This window comes from Paludisphaera rhizosphaerae (assembly GCF_011065895.1).
Taxonomy (GTDB): Bacteria; Planctomycetota; Planctomycetia; order Isosphaerales; family Isosphaeraceae; genus Paludisphaera; species Paludisphaera rhizosphaerae.
Genome location: NZ_JAALCR010000053.1, coordinates 1 through 15,721, shown reverse-complemented (window position 1 = coordinate 15,721; position 15,721 = coordinate 1). Strand labels below are relative to the sequence as shown.

The window sequence follows — 15,721 nt, the reverse complement described above, 5'->3', positions numbered from 1 at the left end:
CCGAATCGGGCTCCGTATGGTGCGGGTCTCTCCCCTAAGCATACGACAAGCCTGCAACTCTGCCGTGGGACGCCCCATCGCTGGACGACCGTTGAACGACCTCAGGCCAGCGCGGCGGCGGCCGAGAGGGCCGCTTCCATCGAGGCGGCGGCGTGATCGCCCATTTTGAGGCCCTCGGCCCGGACGACGGCGACGTCGGTGATCCCCAGGAATCGGAGGAGGGCTTCCAGGTAGGGCTCCTGGTGGTCGAAGGCTGCCATCGGCGTCGTTGCGCCGTACAGGCCGCCTCGGGTGGAGACGACGATCACCCGCTTGCCCCCCGCGAGCCCCTCGACGCCGTTCGGCCCGTACCGGAACGTCTTGCCCGCCACGGTGATCCGGTCGATCCACGCCTTGAGCTGGCTGGGGATCGTGAAGTTGTACATCGGCGCCCCGATCACCACGACGTCCGACGCCAGGAACTCCTCAAGCGCCTCCTGCCCCAGCGCGACGTCGCGCCGCAGCCCCTCCGGCAACTCCAGGTCGGCCCCCTGCGCCGCACCCAGATGCCCGCCCGAGATGTGCCCCAGCGGCTCCGCCGCCAGGTCGCGATACACGACCGCCAGCCCCGGCACCCGCCGACGCTCCGCCTCCACGACCTCCGCCGTGAGCCGTCGGCTGGCGGAATTCTCCCCGAGGATGCTCGAATCAATGTGGAGAAGTTGCATGCGACCTCCTGGATTGGTTTGATATCAGACGGTCAAAAATTGAACTATCGGTCCGAAAGAAAAGGCTGAGAGGGCTTTCCTGGATAACATCGGCCTCGCTCCGCAACGGCCTTCCCCCCTGGAGGGGGAAGGTGGCCCGAAGGGCCGGATGAGGGGGACGACCGGCGTTGGACGTGCAGCCAACGGGGCGTGGTCGATCCCGCGGCGGTCGCCCCCCTCATCTGACCGCTTCGCGGTCTGTCTTCCCCCTCCAGGGGGGAAGACGTTGGAACGATTGGCGATCACTTGATGGGATCGTCACTCAATCTTCGTCCTCGTTGAGCGCTTCGTCGACGCGGGTGAGCAGGTCGAACAGGGTGGATTGCTCCGTCTGGGTCAGGCCGCGGAGCATCCGGAGCCTCATCTCCCGGTGCTCAGGGAGGATCGCGCCGAGCTTCTCCTTGCCGGCGGGGCTCAGGTAGAGCCGGTGACAGCGCTGGTCTTCCGGGTCCGACCGGCGTTCGATCAGCCCGGCGGCCTCCATCTTCTGGACGATCACGCAGATGTTGCCCTTCGTCAGCAAGAGCCGCTCGGCCAGTTCCTGCTGGTTGACCCCCTCGCCGTGGCCGAGGGTCAAGAGCACGTCGAGATGCGACATCGACAAACCGTGCCGCTTCGCCATCTCCGACCCTCGCTCCGTCATCCGGCCGAAGATTCGAATGAGCGTGGTCAATGCGGCGTGCCCGCGCTGCTCCGCGGGGACTTCGTGGCCGGTGAGGATCCGCAGCTTGATTTTGCGTCCAGGTTCCATTGGTTCGATTTTAAACCAACGAGCCGCGAGGTCAAGGGGAGGCGGCGGGATCGTGGCGAGCGGCGGCCGGTTCGAGCCTGTTGGACGTCGATCCGGGACTCTCGGAGGTGGGGCTACCTCCGGGACGCGGTCGCGGATACGCTCGAAGCCGATCGCGCCGACGGGTGGGGCGTAGGGGTCGTCGGGCGCCGAGGAGGGCGACGTGGAACATCAGAGCGAGATCGTCAGGGGGCGGCTGGTGACGGCTCGGCACGGGGACGAGGTCGCGACGACGATCGAGATCCTGATCGAGCCGGGGGCGGACGAGCGACCGGGACGCTTCCGCTTCAGGATCGGCGAGGCCTTCATCGGCCCGGGGCTCCGATACCGGCTGCTCGCCGACGACGGCCGAGTCTTCGGCCTGCGAGTTGAAGGGGTGGAGCCGGCCGACGACGACGAGCGCGTCTCGATCGTCGAAGGTGCGATCGACGACCCGGCCGACGCCTGATCGGTCTCGGGACGGCCTTGCGCCGAGGTGCTTGCGGCGACTTGCGACCCTTGCATCGCCGCATCAGGAATGGGTTGGTTTCAGGCTCGGCTTGAGCGGGTTGTGGGCCGGGCCTCCTCGTCGTCGGCGCGAGTGCTGCCGGGCGGGGGCTGGTTCGGGGCCTCGACGATGACTCCCTCGTCGGCGGGCTCCCACCGCTGCGCGCTGGCGCCGGTCATTCCCTTTTCGGAGGAGCCCGGAGAGTGTGGTCACGGCCGCCTCGTCATTGACGACCGGCCAGGGCTGCGAGAAGCTTGTGCCAGTCTATTCAGCGCCGGGAGGGTGATGCGCGATGCGATACGACTGCGGTCGTCGTTGGATGATGTCGTTCGGGGTCCTCGCGTCGATCACGACGACTCCCCTGCCCGTCCTCGCCCAGGAGCCGGCGAAGGCTCCCGCGCAAGCGAAAGAGGGGACGTGGCAGCCGAACCCGCAGTTGCTCGACCCACTGCTGCGGCGGAAGACCCCGATCAACTACCGCGAGAGCGAGGTCGTCGCCTACAAGCTCCCCGACGTGCTCCTGTGCGAGGACGGCACGCGCGTCTCAAGCCCGGAGGCCTGGGAGCGGAAGCGGCGTCCGGAGACGCTGGAGCTATTCCGGAAGCTCGTTTACGGGCGGACGCCGGCCAAGCCGTCGGAAGTCCGGTTCGAGGTCGTGGAGCGGGACCCGAAGGCGATGGACGGGCAGGCGACGCGGAAGCGCGTGCGGATCACCAGTGTCGACGCGGGCAAGTCGTTCCGCTTCGAGGCGTCGCTGCTCGTCCCCAACGGCAAGAGCGGACGCACGCCGGCGTTCCTGCTGATCAACAACCGGCCGGAGAGCAGCGCTGATCCGTCGCGGGCCGAAAAGGCCGGGTTCTGGCCGGCCGAGGAGATCATCGCCCGAGGCTACGCGACGGCCGTCTTCCGGACGAACGACGTCGATCCCGACTCCAAGGACGAGGCCGCCCGCGCCCGAGGCGTCCGGGGCGTCTGGCCGGCCGCCGGCGGGGCTTCGCCGGGGCCGGACGCCTGGGCCACGATCGGGGCCTGGGCGTGGGGGGCGAGTCGGGTCCTGGATTACCTGGAGACCGATCCGGACGTGGATGCTTCGAAGGTCGCCGTCGTCGGCCACTCGCGGGGAGGCAAGACCGCCCTCTGGGCCGCCGCGCAGGACGAACGGTTCGCCATCGCCGTGTCGAACGACTCCGGCTGCGGCGGCGCCGCGTTGAGCCGTCGCAACTTCGGCGAGGACTTCAAGGCGATCAACAAGGGCTTCCCCTACTGGTTCTGCGAGAACTTCCACGCCTTCGACGACCGCGAGGCCGAGCTGCCCGTCGACCAGCATCAACTCCTGGCCCTGATCGCCCCGCGCGGCCTCTACGTCGCCAGCGCCGACGCCGACTTCTGGGCCGACCAACGCGGCGAGTTCCTCAGCCTGGCGAACGCCGCGCCGGCCTACGCCATTTACGGCCTCCCCGGCTTCCAGCCCAACGAAATGCCCCCCCTTGAATCCCCCGCCACGCGCGGCAAGGTCGGCTACCACATCCGGACCGGCGTCCATGACCTGACCCCCTACGACTGGCAGCGATATATGGATTTCGCCGACCAACTCTGGGGCAAGCGGGCTGAGTAACGGCGTCCGGCCGCCGGCGGGCCCATCGTTGTAGGGGCGCCCCTTGTGGGCGCCCGATCGCCATCGGATGTCCACGGCGATGAGGGCGCCCACAAGGGGCGGCCCCTACGAATCGGGGTCACCTTTCTCCCCAGCCGATTTCACATGGTCGTGTCTGACAGTTGTCGTTAATATGAAGGCAGGTGCGACGGGCCGACGATTTCTTCGAGGGCCGATGAGGAGCGACGGGATGACGCAGACGGCGACCCTTCAGCGTCGGTTTCCGACGTTCTTCTGGATGCTCGGGCCGTTCCGGTGGGTGGCGGCGAGTCGTCGTCGGATGCTGGGGACGGCGCTCGTTGTGCTGGCGATCATCGCGGCGGGGCCGATCTGGTGGGCGACGCAATTGTTGGGCCTGCCGGACGTCGGCGAGCCGTTCGACGTTGAGGCGTTCCGGTCGCAGACGATCCCCGACGATCGCAACGCCTTCGTACTTTATCGTCGGGCCGAGGGCTTGCTCCGGCCGAGGTCGGCCGAAGACGGCACGGCGACGAAGTCCCTGATCGATCCGAGCCTGTGGTCGGCGGCGAAGCCCGAGGACCGTCGCTGGGCGGAACTGAATCGCGACGCCCTGGAGATGTACCGCCAGGCGACCGACCGGCCCGATGCGCTCGACGCAAATCACACGCGTTTCCCCGTGAACGAGGAGATGACCTCCCTGCGTCATTTCCAGTCGCTGGCGTCGCTGGAGGCGTCCCGGCTGGAGGACCAGGGCGACATGGCCGGCGCGTGGGTCTGGCTGCGGGCGAACCTCCGCATGACCCGCCTGCTGGCGGCCCGCGGGACCCAGCACCGGAGGTCCGAGGCCCAGGCCTTCCACGACCTGGTCCGGAAGCGGGCGGCCGCCTGGGCGGCCGACTCTCGCACGACCCCCGAGCAGATCCGCCAGGCGCTCGACGACGTGCTCGCCTGCGAGGCGATCGTGCCGTCGAACGCCTTCACGCTCAAGGCCGAGTACCTCATCTTCGCCCGCCGGTTCCCGAACGAGAACTACTGGATCCTGAGGCCCATCCCCCGCTGGCTGGCGGCCAGGCCGATGCTCCTCTCGGTGGTGCCGCCGGAGCAGTGGAAGTCGCTCTACGACGCCTGGCTCTACGTGAGGCGCGAGCCCGAGCGGCGGCTCCGGGTGGTCCGCCTCTTCACGGCCAACCGGGCGGCCTATTACGACCTCCCCCCGGAGCGGAGGCCGAAGCCCGACCCCTACGTCACGAACTACGACCTCTACGCGTTCGGCCCGGAGGCTCCGCCCAAGGCCCGCGCCCTCTCGCCCGAGGCGCTCGCCGGCTGGCTCGACTCGTGCGAGACGGCCTCCGTGATCCAGACCAACCTGTCGATGGATTGGTTTGGAGCCCCCGCCAAGGAGGTCGCGAACCACCACGACCTGGTCCTCCAACTGGCCGCCGAACTCTATCGCCGCGACCACGGCGCCGTCCCCGCGCAGCCCGAAGACCTCGTCGGCCCGTACTTGAAGGCCCTCCCCCCCGCCTTCCCCAAGCCGTCTCGCGACGAAAGCCTGCCCGTCGAGGACCGTCCGGTCGAGTGAGGCGTTACCACCCTGAAGGCTCGCTGATTACACTCGACTCGACTCACGCCTCGGCTGCCAACCAAGGTTTATCAGTGCTGGGTCTCGACCTGCCCGACGACACTGGCGGCGCTGCCCGCCAAGCAGGTGAACCGGGACTCTTTGCCATTCAGCGACGGCGATAGGAGCATCAAAATGTCCAATCGACCAACTATCGCCGGGATCATGGTGCTGGTCGGATTGTGCGGAGCGTTCTTGGCAGGGATGCAGTCGGGTTCTAATGACTGGTTCAAATTGATTTATACTCTCACGTTTCTCGGCCTGATTTACGCCGCAATAGCCGCTCGGCGCCGGGAGTCGCCCTGGCATGGCGTCGCCGTCGCGGGATGGGCCTATTTCGTGATCGGATTCGGCCCCTGGATCGCCGGGCCGCGAACGGTTGGTCCCGGCGAGGTCAATCGGAACCTCGTCTCCTCCTTCCTCATCGAGGTGTGTGTCGAATCGGTTGGGCGCTTCGATCCGCCGCGGGCCAAACCCGGGGCTGTTCCCATCCTGGTACTCGAGAATCGCCGGGCGAATCGTAATGGCGTCGCCCATTGCGCGCTGACCTGCCTTTTCGCCTTAGGCGGGGGTCTGGTGTCGCGTCACATGGCAAGGTCCAGGTCCAGGGAGAATTTGAGCCCTGATGCTTAGCGACTCCAGTTCTCGAGGGTCACGTCCGTGCTGGAGACGCACGTCGATCGCATGGCCACGCGTCATCGTGGCCATGGCGCCCAGCGCCGAATCGGGTCATCGATCCTCCGGGTGTTCGGTATGGGGAGCCCGCATCGGATCGACGCATTCGGGCGGTAAGGCGAGCCACGGGTAGTTCGCCGCGTGCCGGAAGGCCCGCCCCTGCTCCGCGGCGCTCTCCGCCCTCGCTTGCTCTCGCCACGACGCACTCTTGTAGATGGCGGACTGCACCAGGTCGGCCGGAGGTTGGCGATAGCGGGAGGCCATCCTGTCGTGGCTCTCCGCGAGCCAGAGGTGGCCCTTCGCCGCCGCGTCATAGCGGGCGGCCTGATCCAGGCAGTAGGGATGGCGTCGCCGCCAGACCTCCAGCTCGCAGGCCATGGCGACGATCGCGACCAGGAGCATGAGCCGGCAGACGGTCAGGAGTCGGAGGATGCGGCCCAGGCTATTCCTCATGGGTGACACCTCCTGATAGACGGCTCGAGCAGGTGCTTCCGACAACCGTTCCGATGATTCAGCCGCTGATCGTCCTCGTGACCATCTCCCCGCTCGATGGTTCAAGGAACTCACGGAGTTCGGCGAGTAACCGACGAAGCCCGGCGTGATCGTTTCGCTTCCGAATCTGGATCAGGCCGCAGGTCTTGGTTTCGAGCTCCTTCTCGTTTCGCAGATCTCGACGCTCAACGATCCTGCCCCTGCCGTCGGAATCGATCGCCACTTTGGTGAGCTGGCATTCTTCCACTCCAGCCCAGATCGCATACCGATGCTCCGGGTCATTGGGCAGCTCGATGCCGCTCATGCCCCCCGTGTCGAATTCGTCGTGTAGCGGGAAACGGTTGCCTTTCAGGAGCATGTATTCGCTCTTGAAGACGTACGTCGCCGGCAGCAGGTGACTCTGGTCGGCCAAGAAGCCGTCGACGCGGTCGATCGCCTCGAGGAACTCGACGACGGGGACATCCTCATCAACTCCCATCTCGGTCTCAGCGCCGCCGACGAGGACGTCAACGGGATCGGGGATGAACTCCCGCAGCCGGGCCATGATGTCCCACTCCGCCATCGAGGGGCGAGTGCAGAAGTCTCGGTCATCGCATCTGAGGATCAGGTCTATGCCCACGGCCCCTCCATCTGAACCAGTTACTTGACGTTCAATTCCGACGGACCGCCGCCTGCCGGCTCCGTCGATCCTCTCCTGGTTGGTCGGCACGAGCGTTATCGAAGCATCGTTCGACGCTGCCAATTCAACGAAACGCCGATCTTGCGGGACAAGTCCCCACTCCAGTCGACCTCGAAGCCCGCATCCTGCAGGCACCGGCTGACTTCCTGTCCAATCTCAACTGCGTACTTGTGATAGTCTTCGGGTCCAACCGAGGAGCCGTCGGGCGATATCCATCCGAAGCCCAGATAGATATGCAGTCGGATGTCGTCAGCCAGCTCTGAGGGCAGGTTTTGATCGATGAAGAAGGCGTAGCCGCGTACTCGGCCGCGAAATCCGGGGGCACGGTTGTCAATCTCGGCAATCCGGTCCGAGATCTCGGATAAAGTACAATTGTCGCAACAGGGAGAGGCTTGCCACAGGAGGATTCCGCGCTCCTGGAGTGCGGCCTCTACGTGGTCGAGCCGATCGCAATCCGTCTCCCCCAGCCAGGTCAGGCGTTCAGCCGCTTGCCGGTCCGCCGCTCGCTCAATCTCCTCGGCGGAGAACTGGGTGAACTCTTCCCTCTCGGCTTCAGGTGCATCTTCAATGTAGACTTCGCTGCAGACCTGCAGGATGTCCTCGTGATCACGCTTCGCCAGCCGCATCTCGCCCAGGATGGCAGACCGAAGCTGCTCTCGGAGATCGTCGCGCGCTGCGTCGTTCCACTCTCGTTCCTCGCCCATGCTTTCCGGACTCACGGGGCCGTCGCATCTTCTGCTTCGCTCTACCCTATCGAGTCTCTCGCAACTCGAGAGATGCGGCTAGAAGACTCTCGAAATCCACGCCCAATTGGGGAGCATCCTGTGAGGATCAACCTGAGGAGGGTGCTTCCCATGACCCGAGAATCCATTCGGGAGATGCAAGCGGCTCTCTACGGAGCCCGCGCCGAGTGGTACGCGAGTATTCTGGACGTCGTCCCGCCGGCGGAGCTTGAGGAATGGCTGGAGGTGGAGTCGTTCGACGAGACTCGGAGGGAGATCGACGCCCCATGCGGCTACTGCTGGAGGCACCTCGAACTCCACCGGGTGATGATACGCTCGAGAGACCGATTCGGCGTCTTCTGGATCGGCCAGTGCGAGTGCGAGACCATTCACTTCGCCCTCGCGGCCGGCCCGGTGGACGTCACGCTCGACCGAGACGACAGTGGCGAGGAGTGGTAAGCAAAGGGAAGCCCATTCGTCTGATGGTTGATGATCTCCCAGATCAGACATAGGCCTCGTTGTTTCGAACTTGAGTTTCACCGTCGATCCAGCGGGTCCACGATCTCCACCTCTCCCATCTCCGCCGTCAATACTGTTCGGCACGACTTGCATATAAGCCATCGGAGGCGATTGCCTCCCTTCTCCCCTGGTGGGAGAAGGTGCCCCGTAGGGGCGGATGAGGGGGGTCATAACCGTCGGCGGACGTTTGGGATCCCCCTCATCCGGCCTTCGGCCACCTTCTCCCACCAGGGGAGAAGGGAGGTTTCCATCGCTTCTTCTGAAGCTCAATTCCCGTGCCGAACAGTATTGTCTCCGCCGTCCGGTGGAGGGCGGTGAACCCCCTCGCATCGGCGGCGCTCGGGTCGGCGTCATGATCCAGCAACGTGGCGACTTTCCCGATTTGCCGCGACTGGGCCGCATTCATCAAGGGCGTCGCTCCTTCCTCCGATCGCACATCGATCGGCGATCCGCGCTCCAGTTTTGTAGGCTGGGTCTCGACCCAGCCCACGAGACGAGAGACCCAGCGAATCGGGTCATTCGACGTGTGATCGGCGGCCTGCTTCGGCTTCCGCAGGCTTTCCATCACGAACTCTATTGACACAATTACACAAGGTCGTGTAATTGTGGTTTTGGAGGTTTCGCCCTGATGGCCAAGAAACAGACTGCACTGGAAATCGCCTGCTGTCCTCCTTCCGACGCCGCCCCTGGCCGCCCGGCGCTTGAGGAGCGGAAGCTTCTCTCGTTCGTCGACGCCGTGAAGGTGATGGCCCTGTTCAAGATGCTCGCGAACGACACGCGGATTCGGCTGCTGCATCATCTGGTGCGGAGTCGGGAGGCTTCGGTGTCGGACATCGCGAAGACTCTGGGCATGAAGCCTCAGGCCGTCTCGAACCAGCTGCAACGGCTCTCCGACACGGGCATGGTGGCCTCGCGGAGGGACGGCAACAGCATGATCTACCGTGTGAAGAACGGGTGCGTCGCCCCGCTGCTCGATCTGGCCCTGTGCCTGATGGAGGACGAGGGCTGCCAACCCGGAGGAGACACCGATGAAGCCGTCGATTGAGGAAGTCGTTCGCGACAAGTACGGAGCGATCGCCGACAGCTCGCTTTCCAGCGAGCACAAGGGCGTGCACCGCATCGCCGAGGCCTTCGGATACTCGGCCGAGGAGCTTGCGAGCATCCCGGCGGAGGCCAACATGGGGCTCTCGTGCGGCAACCCCACCGCCACCGCGAATCTGCGGCCCGGCGAGGTGGTGGTGGACCTTGGGAGCGGCGGCGGGCTCGACGTGTTCCTCGCCGCGAAGAAGGTGGGCCCGACGGGCAAGGCCATCGGCATCGACATGACCCCTTCGATGCTGGAGCGAGCCCGAGCGAACGCCAAGAAGCAGGGCCTGGACAACGTCGAGTTCCACGAGGCCACCATCGATAAACTGCCTCTCGTCGACGCCACGGTCGATTGCGTCATCTCCAACTGCGTCATCAACCTCGCGCCCGACAAGGCGGCCGTGTTCCGCGAGATCTTCCGCGTGCTCAAGTCCGGCGGCCGGCTCGCCGTTTCGGACATCGCGTTGAAGAAGCCGCTCCCGCCCGAGATCGAACAGGACCTGTTCGCCTACGTCGGCTGCATCGCGGGGGCCGTGCCCATCGAGGACTACGTCAGAGACCTGAAGGCGGCGGGCTTCTCCGACGTCCAGGTCGTCGACGCCGGCAAGGATCTGAACGCTTACGGCGAGGTCGAAGGGCAAGCCGCGTGCTGCGCTCCTCCCGCGCTGGAGTCTTCGCTCTCGGTCATCGGAGAATCGTGCTGCTCGCCTTCGGTGACGAACGCGGTGCACGGCGGCTTCGCCGAGCTTCTCAAGCGGTTCAACGTCAACGAGTACGCGGCCAGCGTGCAGGTCTATGCTCTCAAACCCTGACATGAACCCTGCATCACCACCCAACGCAACTCCCTTCGAGAGTCGATCGAGGCTGACCCAACCGCTCCGCCTTCACGCGGAGCGGTTGGACGCGGACCTCCAAGCGATCGCGCCGCGACACCATGAGGCGGCGAACGCCTTCGCGCGCTGGATCGCCGAACACTATCAGCCGGGCGAGCCGCTTCATGCGGTGGTCGTCTGCACGGGCAACTCCCGGCGGAGCATTCTTGGCTCCTCCATGGGGAACCTCGCGGCGGCCTTCTACGGCATGCCGGAGATCCGCTTCCACAGCGGCGGCACGGAGCCCTCCGCGTTCAACCCGCGCACCGTTTCGGCGCTGGAAGCCGCGGGCTTCGGCGTCGAACCGACCGGCGCGGAGAAGGCGCCCGGAAACCCCGAGTACCGCGTCTCGTGGGGCGACGGCTTCGAGGTCCTCGAATTCTCCAAGCTCTACTCCGACCCCGTGAATCCGCAGGAGGGCTTCGCGGCCCTGATGGTCTGCAACGAGGCGGACGCGGGCTGCCCAATCGTACAAGGCGCATCGGCCCGGATCCCGATGCCGTTCGACGACCCCAAGGAGTTCGACGACCAGCCCTACGAGGCGGAGAAATACACGGAACGCCGTGACGAAATCGGCCGGGTCATGCTTTCCGTGATGAAGCTCGCCCAGGAACTCATCGCTCGTGCGAGCGCGAGATAGATGGGATGGCTCTGAATGAGCCATGACGACCCGACACTTTTGCGGCGGTGCCGATCAGGACGTCTTCCCCCCTTGAGGGGGAAGACAGACCGCGAAGCGGTCAGATGAGGGGGACGACCGCCGTGGGATTGAGAATGTCCCGTCGAAGACACGTCCAACGGCGGTCGTCCCCCTCATCCGGCCCTTCGGGCCACCTTCCCCCTCAAGGGGGGAAGGCCGCGGCCTTGATCCGGCCGGCCTCCGCCATCAGCCGGTGTTCTTCAAGCCGGAAGCGATCCCGTTGATGCTTTCGAGGACGCCGACGAGCAGGTCTTCGTCCGGGTCGTCCTCGGCGCGGAGGCGTCGGAGCAGGACGAGCTGGATGAAGCTGAGCGGGTCGACGTAGGGGTTGCGCTGCTGGATCGAGCGTTCGAGGATCGGCATCTTTTCCAGGAGCGTCGACTGGCCGGTGATCCGGCAGACGACGTCGATGGCGCGGCGGTATTCCTCGGAGATCCGGGCGAAGATCGCGTCGGCGAGGGCGGGATCCTCGACGAGGTCCGCGTAGAGCCGGGCGATGGTCATGTCGGCCTTGGCCAGGATCATCTGCGCGTTGTCGATCAGCGTCTGCCAGAACGACCAGCGGCGGTACATATCCTGCAGCGTCGCCAGCGCCTCGGGCTGCTCGTCGAGGAATTCGTCGACCGCGCCGCCGAGCCCGTACCAGCCGGGGAGTGTGTGGCGGCATTGCATCCAGCTGAAGACCCAGGGGATCGCCCGGAGGTTCTCCAGCGCCGTCGACTTGCCCCGCCGCGCCGGCCTGGAGCCGATCTTGAAGTCGGCCATCTCGCTGATCGGCGTGGCCTGCTGGAAATAGGTCAGGAATTCGGGCGTCTCATAGACGAGCCCGCGATAGATCCGGTACGCGGCCCGCGCGAGGCGGTCGAGAACCGCGATCCAGGCTGGGTCGGGCTGCTCGCCTTCGTACGGAAAGCTCGTGTGGAGGACGGCGTGGATCACCTGCTCCAGGTGCCGCTCGGCGATCCCGGGATGGCCGTAGCGGTCGGCGATCATCTCGCCCTGCTCGGTGATCCGGAGCCGGCCGTCGACGGTCCCGCGCGGCTGGGCGAGGATGGCGCGGTTGGCCGGCCCGCCGCCACGGCCGATCGCGCCGCCACGGCCGTGGAACATCTGCATGGCCACGCCGACTTTCCGCCCCGTCTCCACCAGGTCGAGCTGAGCCCGAAAAAGCGCCCAGGCCGACTGAAGGAACCCGCTCTCCTTGTTGCTGTCGGAATACCCGATCATCACCTCCTGGAGCTGTCCGCGAAGCTCCAGGTGGCGGCGGTAGATCGGCAGGCTGAAGAGCTTCTCCATGATCGGCGAGGCGGTCTGGAGCGGCTCGAGGGCTTCGAAGAGGGGGACGATGTCGACCCGGCTGATCCCCTCGTCGGGTCGGAAGAGCCGCGCCTCGCGGGCGAACAGGAGGACTTCGAGCAAATGGGCCGGCTCGGTCGTCGAGCTGATGATGTATTTGTTGATCGCCTCGGGATTCCGCTCTTCGAGCAGGGCGGCGACCATCCGGAACGTCTCGACGACCTCGTTCGTGGCGTCGGAGTAATCCAGGTGGGTGGGGATCAGGGGGCGAGTCCCGTCAAGCTCCCGGGCGAGGACGTCGAGCCGGGCGTCGGGCGAGAGCGCCGTGTAGTTTTCACAGACCCCGGCGCTGCGGAAGATCTCGTCGAGCGCTGAGGCGTGACGGCCGCTGTGCTGGCGGAGGTCGAGCGTGAGCAGGTGGACGCCGAAGACCTCGACGAGCCGGATCACGTCGTGGATCGAGCCGTCGGCGGCGGCCTGGGCTCCGACCCGTTCCAGGTCGTCGGCGATGAGGCGAAGGTCGGCGAGCAGCTCATCCCGCCCGAAGTAGACACCCGGCGGCGGCGTCCGGACTGCGTCGGTCCAGGACGGGACCGACCGGAGGGCTTCGAGCGTCTTGCGGAGCTTGGCCGAGATCAGCCGGCACTTCGCCCGGTAGGGTTCGTGCGCCGGCGATTGGGGAAGCTCGGGGAAGCATGCGGCGTCCTTCGCGATCGACGCCAGCAGTTCCTTCCCCGGCTCCATCAATCGGTCCGAGTGGCTGAGCCGCCGCCAAAGGGCGTCCATCCGCTCGAGGTAGTGGGAGAGCAGGGTCTCAGCCTGGAGGTGGATCGCCTCAGCCGTGGCGAGGGGGGAGACGCCGGGATGCCCGTCGCGGTCGCCGCCGATCCACGAGCCGAAATGGAGGAAAGCCGGGGCCCGCCACTCGCGCTCGGGATAGACTTCGCGGAGGCTCGCCTCGACCGTCCGGTAGAGCCGAGGGACCACGTCGAGCAGGTTCTTTTCGACGATGTTGAGGCACTGGCGGACCTCGTCGGGGATCGTCGGCCGCGTCCCCCGGATTGTGTCGGAGAGCCAGAGCGTCTCGACCTCCTCGGCGATCGCCTCCATCGCCCTCGCCCGCTCGGCGGGGACGGGGTCGCCGCGCTCCATTCGATCCAGTTCGTGGGCGATTGCGGCGAGCTTTTCGAGGATCGTCCGCCGCCGCGCCTCGCTCGGGTGGGCGGTGAAGACCGGGCAGATCAGCGCCCGCTCCAGGTGCTCGGCGATCTCGTCCGCCGTCACGCCCCGGTCGCGGAGGGCTTGCAGGGCTGCGCCGGGGCTCTCGACCTGGGGCCTGTGGTCGGCCTCGCGCTGGCGGGCTCGGAGGGCCCGGACGCGGGCCTGCTGCTCGGCGAGGTTGATCAGGTCGAAGTAGACGCTGAAGGCGCGGATCAGCGTCCGCAGCTCGGGCAGGTCGATCTGATCGAGGCGGTCGCGGAGCCGCCGCGCCTCTTCGACCGACGAGTCGGCCCGAAGCTCCTTGGTCTTCCCGCGGACGTCTTCGACCAGATCGAACGCCTCCGGCCCGGCGAGACGGCGGATCGTCCCGCCCAGCAGGCCGCCAAGCCGGTGGATGTCGTCGCTGAGTGCTTCGAGGGCCTCGGGCTGCATGGCGACTCCGCGTCGGGTGCGTCTTCGGGACCGATTCACGAGCTTCGACTATAGCAACCCCACCGCCCGTTTCATCACTCAGACTCGCCGAGCGATCGGAATGACGACATCGAATCCGTCCATGCCTTCGAGGCGCGCGATGATCGCGAGTCGGCGCCGATCGCATGGCCACTCTCGCGTGGGTAGGGCCTCCGGCGTTTCGCCCGATCTACTCCTGAATGGCGACTGTGAAGACGGGGCTTGTGAAGTGGCCGTTCCAGGGGACGTCGCTTCCTTCCCCGTGTTCGCTGAAGGAGTACACGATCTGGACGCGGTATTCTCCCGACTTCGAGAAGTCGGCCAGGCGATCCAGGTCGATCGGCCGCTCATACGGCGTGGTCGGTGTCAGGTCGAAGACCTGGTACTTGACGGGCGGCGGCTCGCTGCGAGTGGAGACGAGCTTGCCGTCCTCGGTCGAGTCCACGGTGATCGTAATCACGCGGCGATCGAGGGGGGACTTCACGACCTGGGCGCCGGACGACCTGACGCGGACCCCCCAGAAGTCCAGCCCGCCGGGTTGGTCGGCGAACTTCTCGCCAGGGGCGCCCCCGTCTTGATGGAAGACGACGCGAATCGGGATCGTGACGCGGGCCCCCCGGGCGAACTCAAAGCGGGACTTGAGCGGGACCACCTCAAGGGCTTGCACTTCCGTCTGGTTCCCGAAGTCGTACCCGAAATAGTTCGCGAGCGTCGCCGGATACAGCCAGTACCTGTTGGAACTGGACGAGTCCCGCGAGAAGAACTCCTCGTCGGTCAGTTTGCCTGCTTCGGGCTCATTCGCTTGCATGCACCGCCATCGGTAGTTTTCATCGGCGGCCTCGAACCGATAGTCGCGGATCGCCCAGGCGTAGATGCGGACCAGGTTCGGATGAACATGATCGGGCTGGATCGCCATGAACTGCCCGAAGGCCGTCCCCGTGATGTCGCGCCAGGTCTTGCCCATGTCGGGCGAACGGAGGAGATGGCTCCCCGCGTTGACGCCGTCGGAACCCGTCACGGCGAAGAGCGCACCGCTGGGATGGTGCAAGACGTCGCCGAAGTCGTCGCGATCGGACACGAGTTCCCAGCTGACGCCGTCGTCCTTTGAGAGGTAGAGCCCGTACCGCAATCCTGGACGGGGCTCCGGGCCGAACCGCGAACGCAGGGCCACGTAGATGATCAGCGGCGAGAGTGCGGGCTGTCTGGCGAACGTCCCATTCAGCGGCATCTCCGGAGGCGTCTTCAGCCGCTCCCAGCGCTTCGCTGCGACCGAAGCTCGGAAGAGGCCGTCGGGCGTTGATGCGTAGACGTAGGCCTGGCGCTTCGAGACGGCAGTCAGCGGCGTGTCGGCCTGGGCGGACGTCGGTCCTTCCGCGACACAGCCCGCACCCAAGAGGCCCGCCGCCAGGATCAGCAGGTTCCCGATCGCGCGTGCAACCCGTCTCATGGCGCGGCTCCTCGTGTCGGACCGATCCGGTCGGGACAGAGTTCCCATCGATGAGAATACCAGCCTTGAGGGCGACATAGCCACGCTTGCGGAGCCATGGATCGGCGAGGTTGCTCGCCCGATGACGCGCCCGGGGAGGGAGACTTTCGACGTGGACATCTTCGAAAGTGCTGGGAGGCTGATGACTGAGGTGATCGTTGAAACATCGTCGACATCGCCACACGCCCGCCGCCGATGGCATGTCCACGCTTCTGTGAGTTTCGCCCCCTATGCCAGGCTGACCTGATTGTCCCCTCTCCCCTC

General features: G+C 66.1%; 17 protein-coding genes. 8 read left to right on the top strand and 9 right to left on the bottom strand.

Features of this window, described 5'->3' with window-relative positions; genetic code table 11:
• Positions 1–101: 101 nt before the first annotated feature.
• Positions 102–707 (bottom strand): FMN-dependent NADH-azoreductase, encoded by a 606-nt coding sequence (locus tag G5C50_RS30895; protein WP_165075643.1) that lies wholly within the window; start codon positions 705–707, stop codon positions 102–104.
• A 301-nt stretch (positions 708–1,008) separates the two neighbouring features.
• Entirely contained in the window at positions 1,009–1,497 is a 489-nt protein-coding gene (locus tag G5C50_RS30890) for a MarR family winged helix-turn-helix transcriptional regulator (protein ID WP_165075641.1), read from the bottom strand.
• A 202-nt stretch (positions 1,498–1,699) separates the two neighbouring features.
• On the opposite strand from G5C50_RS30890, the gene G5C50_RS30885 reads away from it, so the two are divergent.
• The gene (locus G5C50_RS30885; RefSeq protein WP_165075639.1) at positions 1,700–1,984 is read left to right on the top strand and encodes a hypothetical protein; all 285 of its coding nucleotides are present in this window, start codon (positions 1,700–1,702) and stop codon (positions 1,982–1,984) included.
• Between the two features lie 80 nt (positions 1,985–2,064).
• Here G5C50_RS30885 and G5C50_RS30880 read toward each other — a convergent pair whose 3' ends face one another.
• Positions 2,065–2,202 carry a hypothetical protein gene (locus G5C50_RS30880; RefSeq protein WP_165075637.1) on the bottom strand — a complete coding sequence of 46 codons (138 nt, stop codon included), beginning with the start codon at positions 2,200–2,202 and terminating at the stop codon, positions 2,065–2,067.
• A gap of 113 nt (positions 2,203–2,315) precedes the next feature.
• Between G5C50_RS30880 and G5C50_RS30875 the strand changes: the two genes are divergently transcribed.
• The 3 genes from G5C50_RS30875 to G5C50_RS30865 all read left to right on the top strand — a co-directional run bounded on the left by G5C50_RS30875 (position 2,316) and on the right by G5C50_RS30865 (position 5,892).
• Entirely contained in the window at positions 2,316–3,638 is a 1,323-nt protein-coding gene (locus G5C50_RS30875) for a dienelactone hydrolase family protein (RefSeq protein WP_206107932.1), read from the top strand.
• Positions 3,639–3,867: 229 nt separating this feature from the next.
• Positions 3,868–5,220 carry a hypothetical protein gene (locus G5C50_RS30870; protein ID WP_165075635.1) on the top strand — a complete coding sequence of 451 codons (1,353 nt, stop codon included), beginning with the start codon at positions 3,868–3,870 and terminating at the stop codon, positions 5,218–5,220.
• Positions 5,221–5,394: 174 nt separating this feature from the next.
• Positions 5,395–5,892, top strand: a complete 498-nt coding sequence (locus G5C50_RS30865) for a hypothetical protein (protein ID WP_165075633.1) — start codon at positions 5,395–5,397, stop codon at positions 5,890–5,892.
• A gap of 96 nt (positions 5,893–5,988) precedes the next feature.
• Here G5C50_RS30865 and G5C50_RS30860 read toward each other — a convergent pair whose 3' ends face one another.
• From G5C50_RS30860 to G5C50_RS30850, 3 genes are read right to left on the bottom strand one after another with little or no spacing between them, the layout of a single operon-like run.
• Positions 5,989–6,387, bottom strand: a complete 399-nt coding sequence (locus tag G5C50_RS30860; RefSeq protein ID WP_165075631.1) for a hypothetical protein — start codon at positions 6,385–6,387, stop codon at positions 5,989–5,991.
• Between the two features lie 58 nt (positions 6,388–6,445).
• A complete protein-coding gene (locus tag G5C50_RS30855; RefSeq protein ID WP_165075629.1) occupies positions 6,446–7,135 on the bottom strand; it encodes a hypothetical protein in 690 nt (229 codons plus the stop codon).
• Positions 7,136–7,140: 5 nt separating this feature from the next.
• Positions 7,141–7,809: a DUF6891 domain-containing protein gene (locus G5C50_RS30850; protein WP_165075626.1), complete on the bottom strand. Its 669-nt coding sequence runs from the start codon at positions 7,807–7,809 to the stop codon at positions 7,141–7,143.
• Positions 7,810–7,959: 150 nt separating this feature from the next.
• Here G5C50_RS30850 and G5C50_RS30845 point away from each other — a divergent pair, with 150 nt between their 5' ends.
• Positions 7,960–8,286 (top strand): hypothetical protein, encoded by a 327-nt coding sequence (locus tag G5C50_RS30845; RefSeq protein ID WP_165075623.1) that lies wholly within the window; start codon positions 7,960–7,962, stop codon positions 8,284–8,286.
• 259 nt (positions 8,287–8,545) lie between these two features.
• Here the strand turns inward: G5C50_RS30845 and G5C50_RS30840 are convergent, their stop codons facing one another.
• Positions 8,546–8,752: an ankyrin repeat domain-containing protein gene (locus G5C50_RS30840; protein WP_165075620.1), complete on the bottom strand. Its 207-nt coding sequence runs from the start codon at positions 8,750–8,752 to the stop codon at positions 8,546–8,548.
• A gap of 339 nt (positions 8,753–9,091) precedes the next feature.
• Here G5C50_RS30840 and G5C50_RS30835 point away from each other — a divergent pair, with 339 nt between their 5' ends.
• The 3 genes from G5C50_RS30835 to G5C50_RS30825 are packed head-to-tail and all read left to right on the top strand — an operon-like array spanning position 9,092 to position 10,944.
• Entirely contained in the window at positions 9,092–9,391 is a 300-nt protein-coding gene (locus G5C50_RS30835; RefSeq protein ID WP_407673632.1) for an ArsR/SmtB family transcription factor, read from the top strand.
• Positions 9,375–10,244: an arsenite methyltransferase gene (gene arsM, locus G5C50_RS30830; RefSeq protein WP_165075615.1), complete on the top strand. Its 870-nt coding sequence runs from the start codon at positions 9,375–9,377 to the stop codon at positions 10,242–10,244. Before G5C50_RS30835 ends, arsM begins: the two co-directional genes overlap by 17 nt.
• Position 10,245: 1 nt before the next feature.
• Positions 10,246–10,944 carry a low molecular weight phosphatase family protein gene (locus G5C50_RS30825; protein ID WP_206107931.1) on the top strand — a complete coding sequence of 233 codons (699 nt, stop codon included), beginning with the start codon at positions 10,246–10,248 and terminating at the stop codon, positions 10,942–10,944.
• A gap of 246 nt (positions 10,945–11,190) precedes the next feature.
• On the opposite strand, the gene ppc is transcribed toward G5C50_RS30825, so the two are convergent.
• Complete coding sequence (ppc, locus tag G5C50_RS30820; protein WP_165075609.1) at positions 11,191–13,953, bottom strand: phosphoenolpyruvate carboxylase; 2,763 nt, start codon at positions 13,951–13,953, stop codon at positions 11,191–11,193.
• 208 nt (positions 13,954–14,161) lie between these two features.
• Positions 14,162–15,418, bottom strand: a complete 1,257-nt coding sequence (locus G5C50_RS30815; RefSeq protein ID WP_165075606.1) for a beta propeller repeat protein — start codon at positions 15,416–15,418, stop codon at positions 14,162–14,164.
• Positions 15,419–15,721 lie beyond the last annotated feature (303 nt).

Coding starts and splice junctions, on each gene's coding strand:
- G5C50_RS30870 (WP_165075635.1), top strand. CDS start 3,868: ATGACGCAGACGGCGACCCTTCAGCGTCGGTTTCCGACGTTCTTCTGG.
- G5C50_RS30890 (WP_165075641.1), bottom strand. CDS start 1,497: ATGGAACCTGGACGCAAAATCAAGCTGCGGATCCTCACCGGCCACGAA.
- arsM (WP_165075615.1), top strand. CDS start 9,375: ATGAAGCCGTCGATTGAGGAAGTCGTTCGCGACAAGTACGGAGCGATC.
- G5C50_RS30850 (WP_165075626.1), bottom strand. CDS start 7,809: ATGGGCGAGGAACGAGAGTGGAACGACGCAGCGCGCGACGATCTCCGA.
- G5C50_RS30815 (WP_165075606.1), bottom strand. CDS start 15,418: ATGAGACGGGTTGCACGCGCGATCGGGAACCTGCTGATCCTGGCGGCG.
- G5C50_RS30875 (WP_206107932.1), top strand. CDS start 2,316: ATGCGATACGACTGCGGTCGTCGTTGGATGATGTCGTTCGGGGTCCTC.
- ppc (WP_165075609.1), bottom strand. CDS start 13,953: ATGCAGCCCGAGGCCCTCGAAGCACTCAGCGACGACATCCACCGGCTT.
- G5C50_RS30840 (WP_165075620.1), bottom strand. CDS start 8,752: ATGAATGCGGCCCAGTCGCGGCAAATCGGGAAAGTCGCCACGTTGCTG.
- G5C50_RS30895 (WP_165075643.1), bottom strand. CDS start 707: ATGCAACTTCTCCACATTGATTCGAGCATCCTCGGGGAGAATTCCGCC.
- G5C50_RS30825 (WP_206107931.1), top strand. CDS start 10,246: ATGAACCCTGCATCACCACCCAACGCAACTCCCTTCGAGAGTCGATCG.
- G5C50_RS30860 (WP_165075631.1), bottom strand. CDS start 6,387: ATGAGGAATAGCCTGGGCCGCATCCTCCGACTCCTGACCGTCTGCCGG.
- G5C50_RS30865 (WP_165075633.1), top strand. CDS start 5,395: ATGTCCAATCGACCAACTATCGCCGGGATCATGGTGCTGGTCGGATTG.
- G5C50_RS30880 (WP_165075637.1), bottom strand. CDS start 2,202: ATGACCGGCGCCAGCGCGCAGCGGTGGGAGCCCGCCGACGAGGGAGTC.
- G5C50_RS30845 (WP_165075623.1), top strand. CDS start 7,960: ATGACCCGAGAATCCATTCGGGAGATGCAAGCGGCTCTCTACGGAGCC.
- G5C50_RS30835 (WP_407673632.1), top strand. CDS start 9,092: ATGGCCCTGTTCAAGATGCTCGCGAACGACACGCGGATTCGGCTGCTG.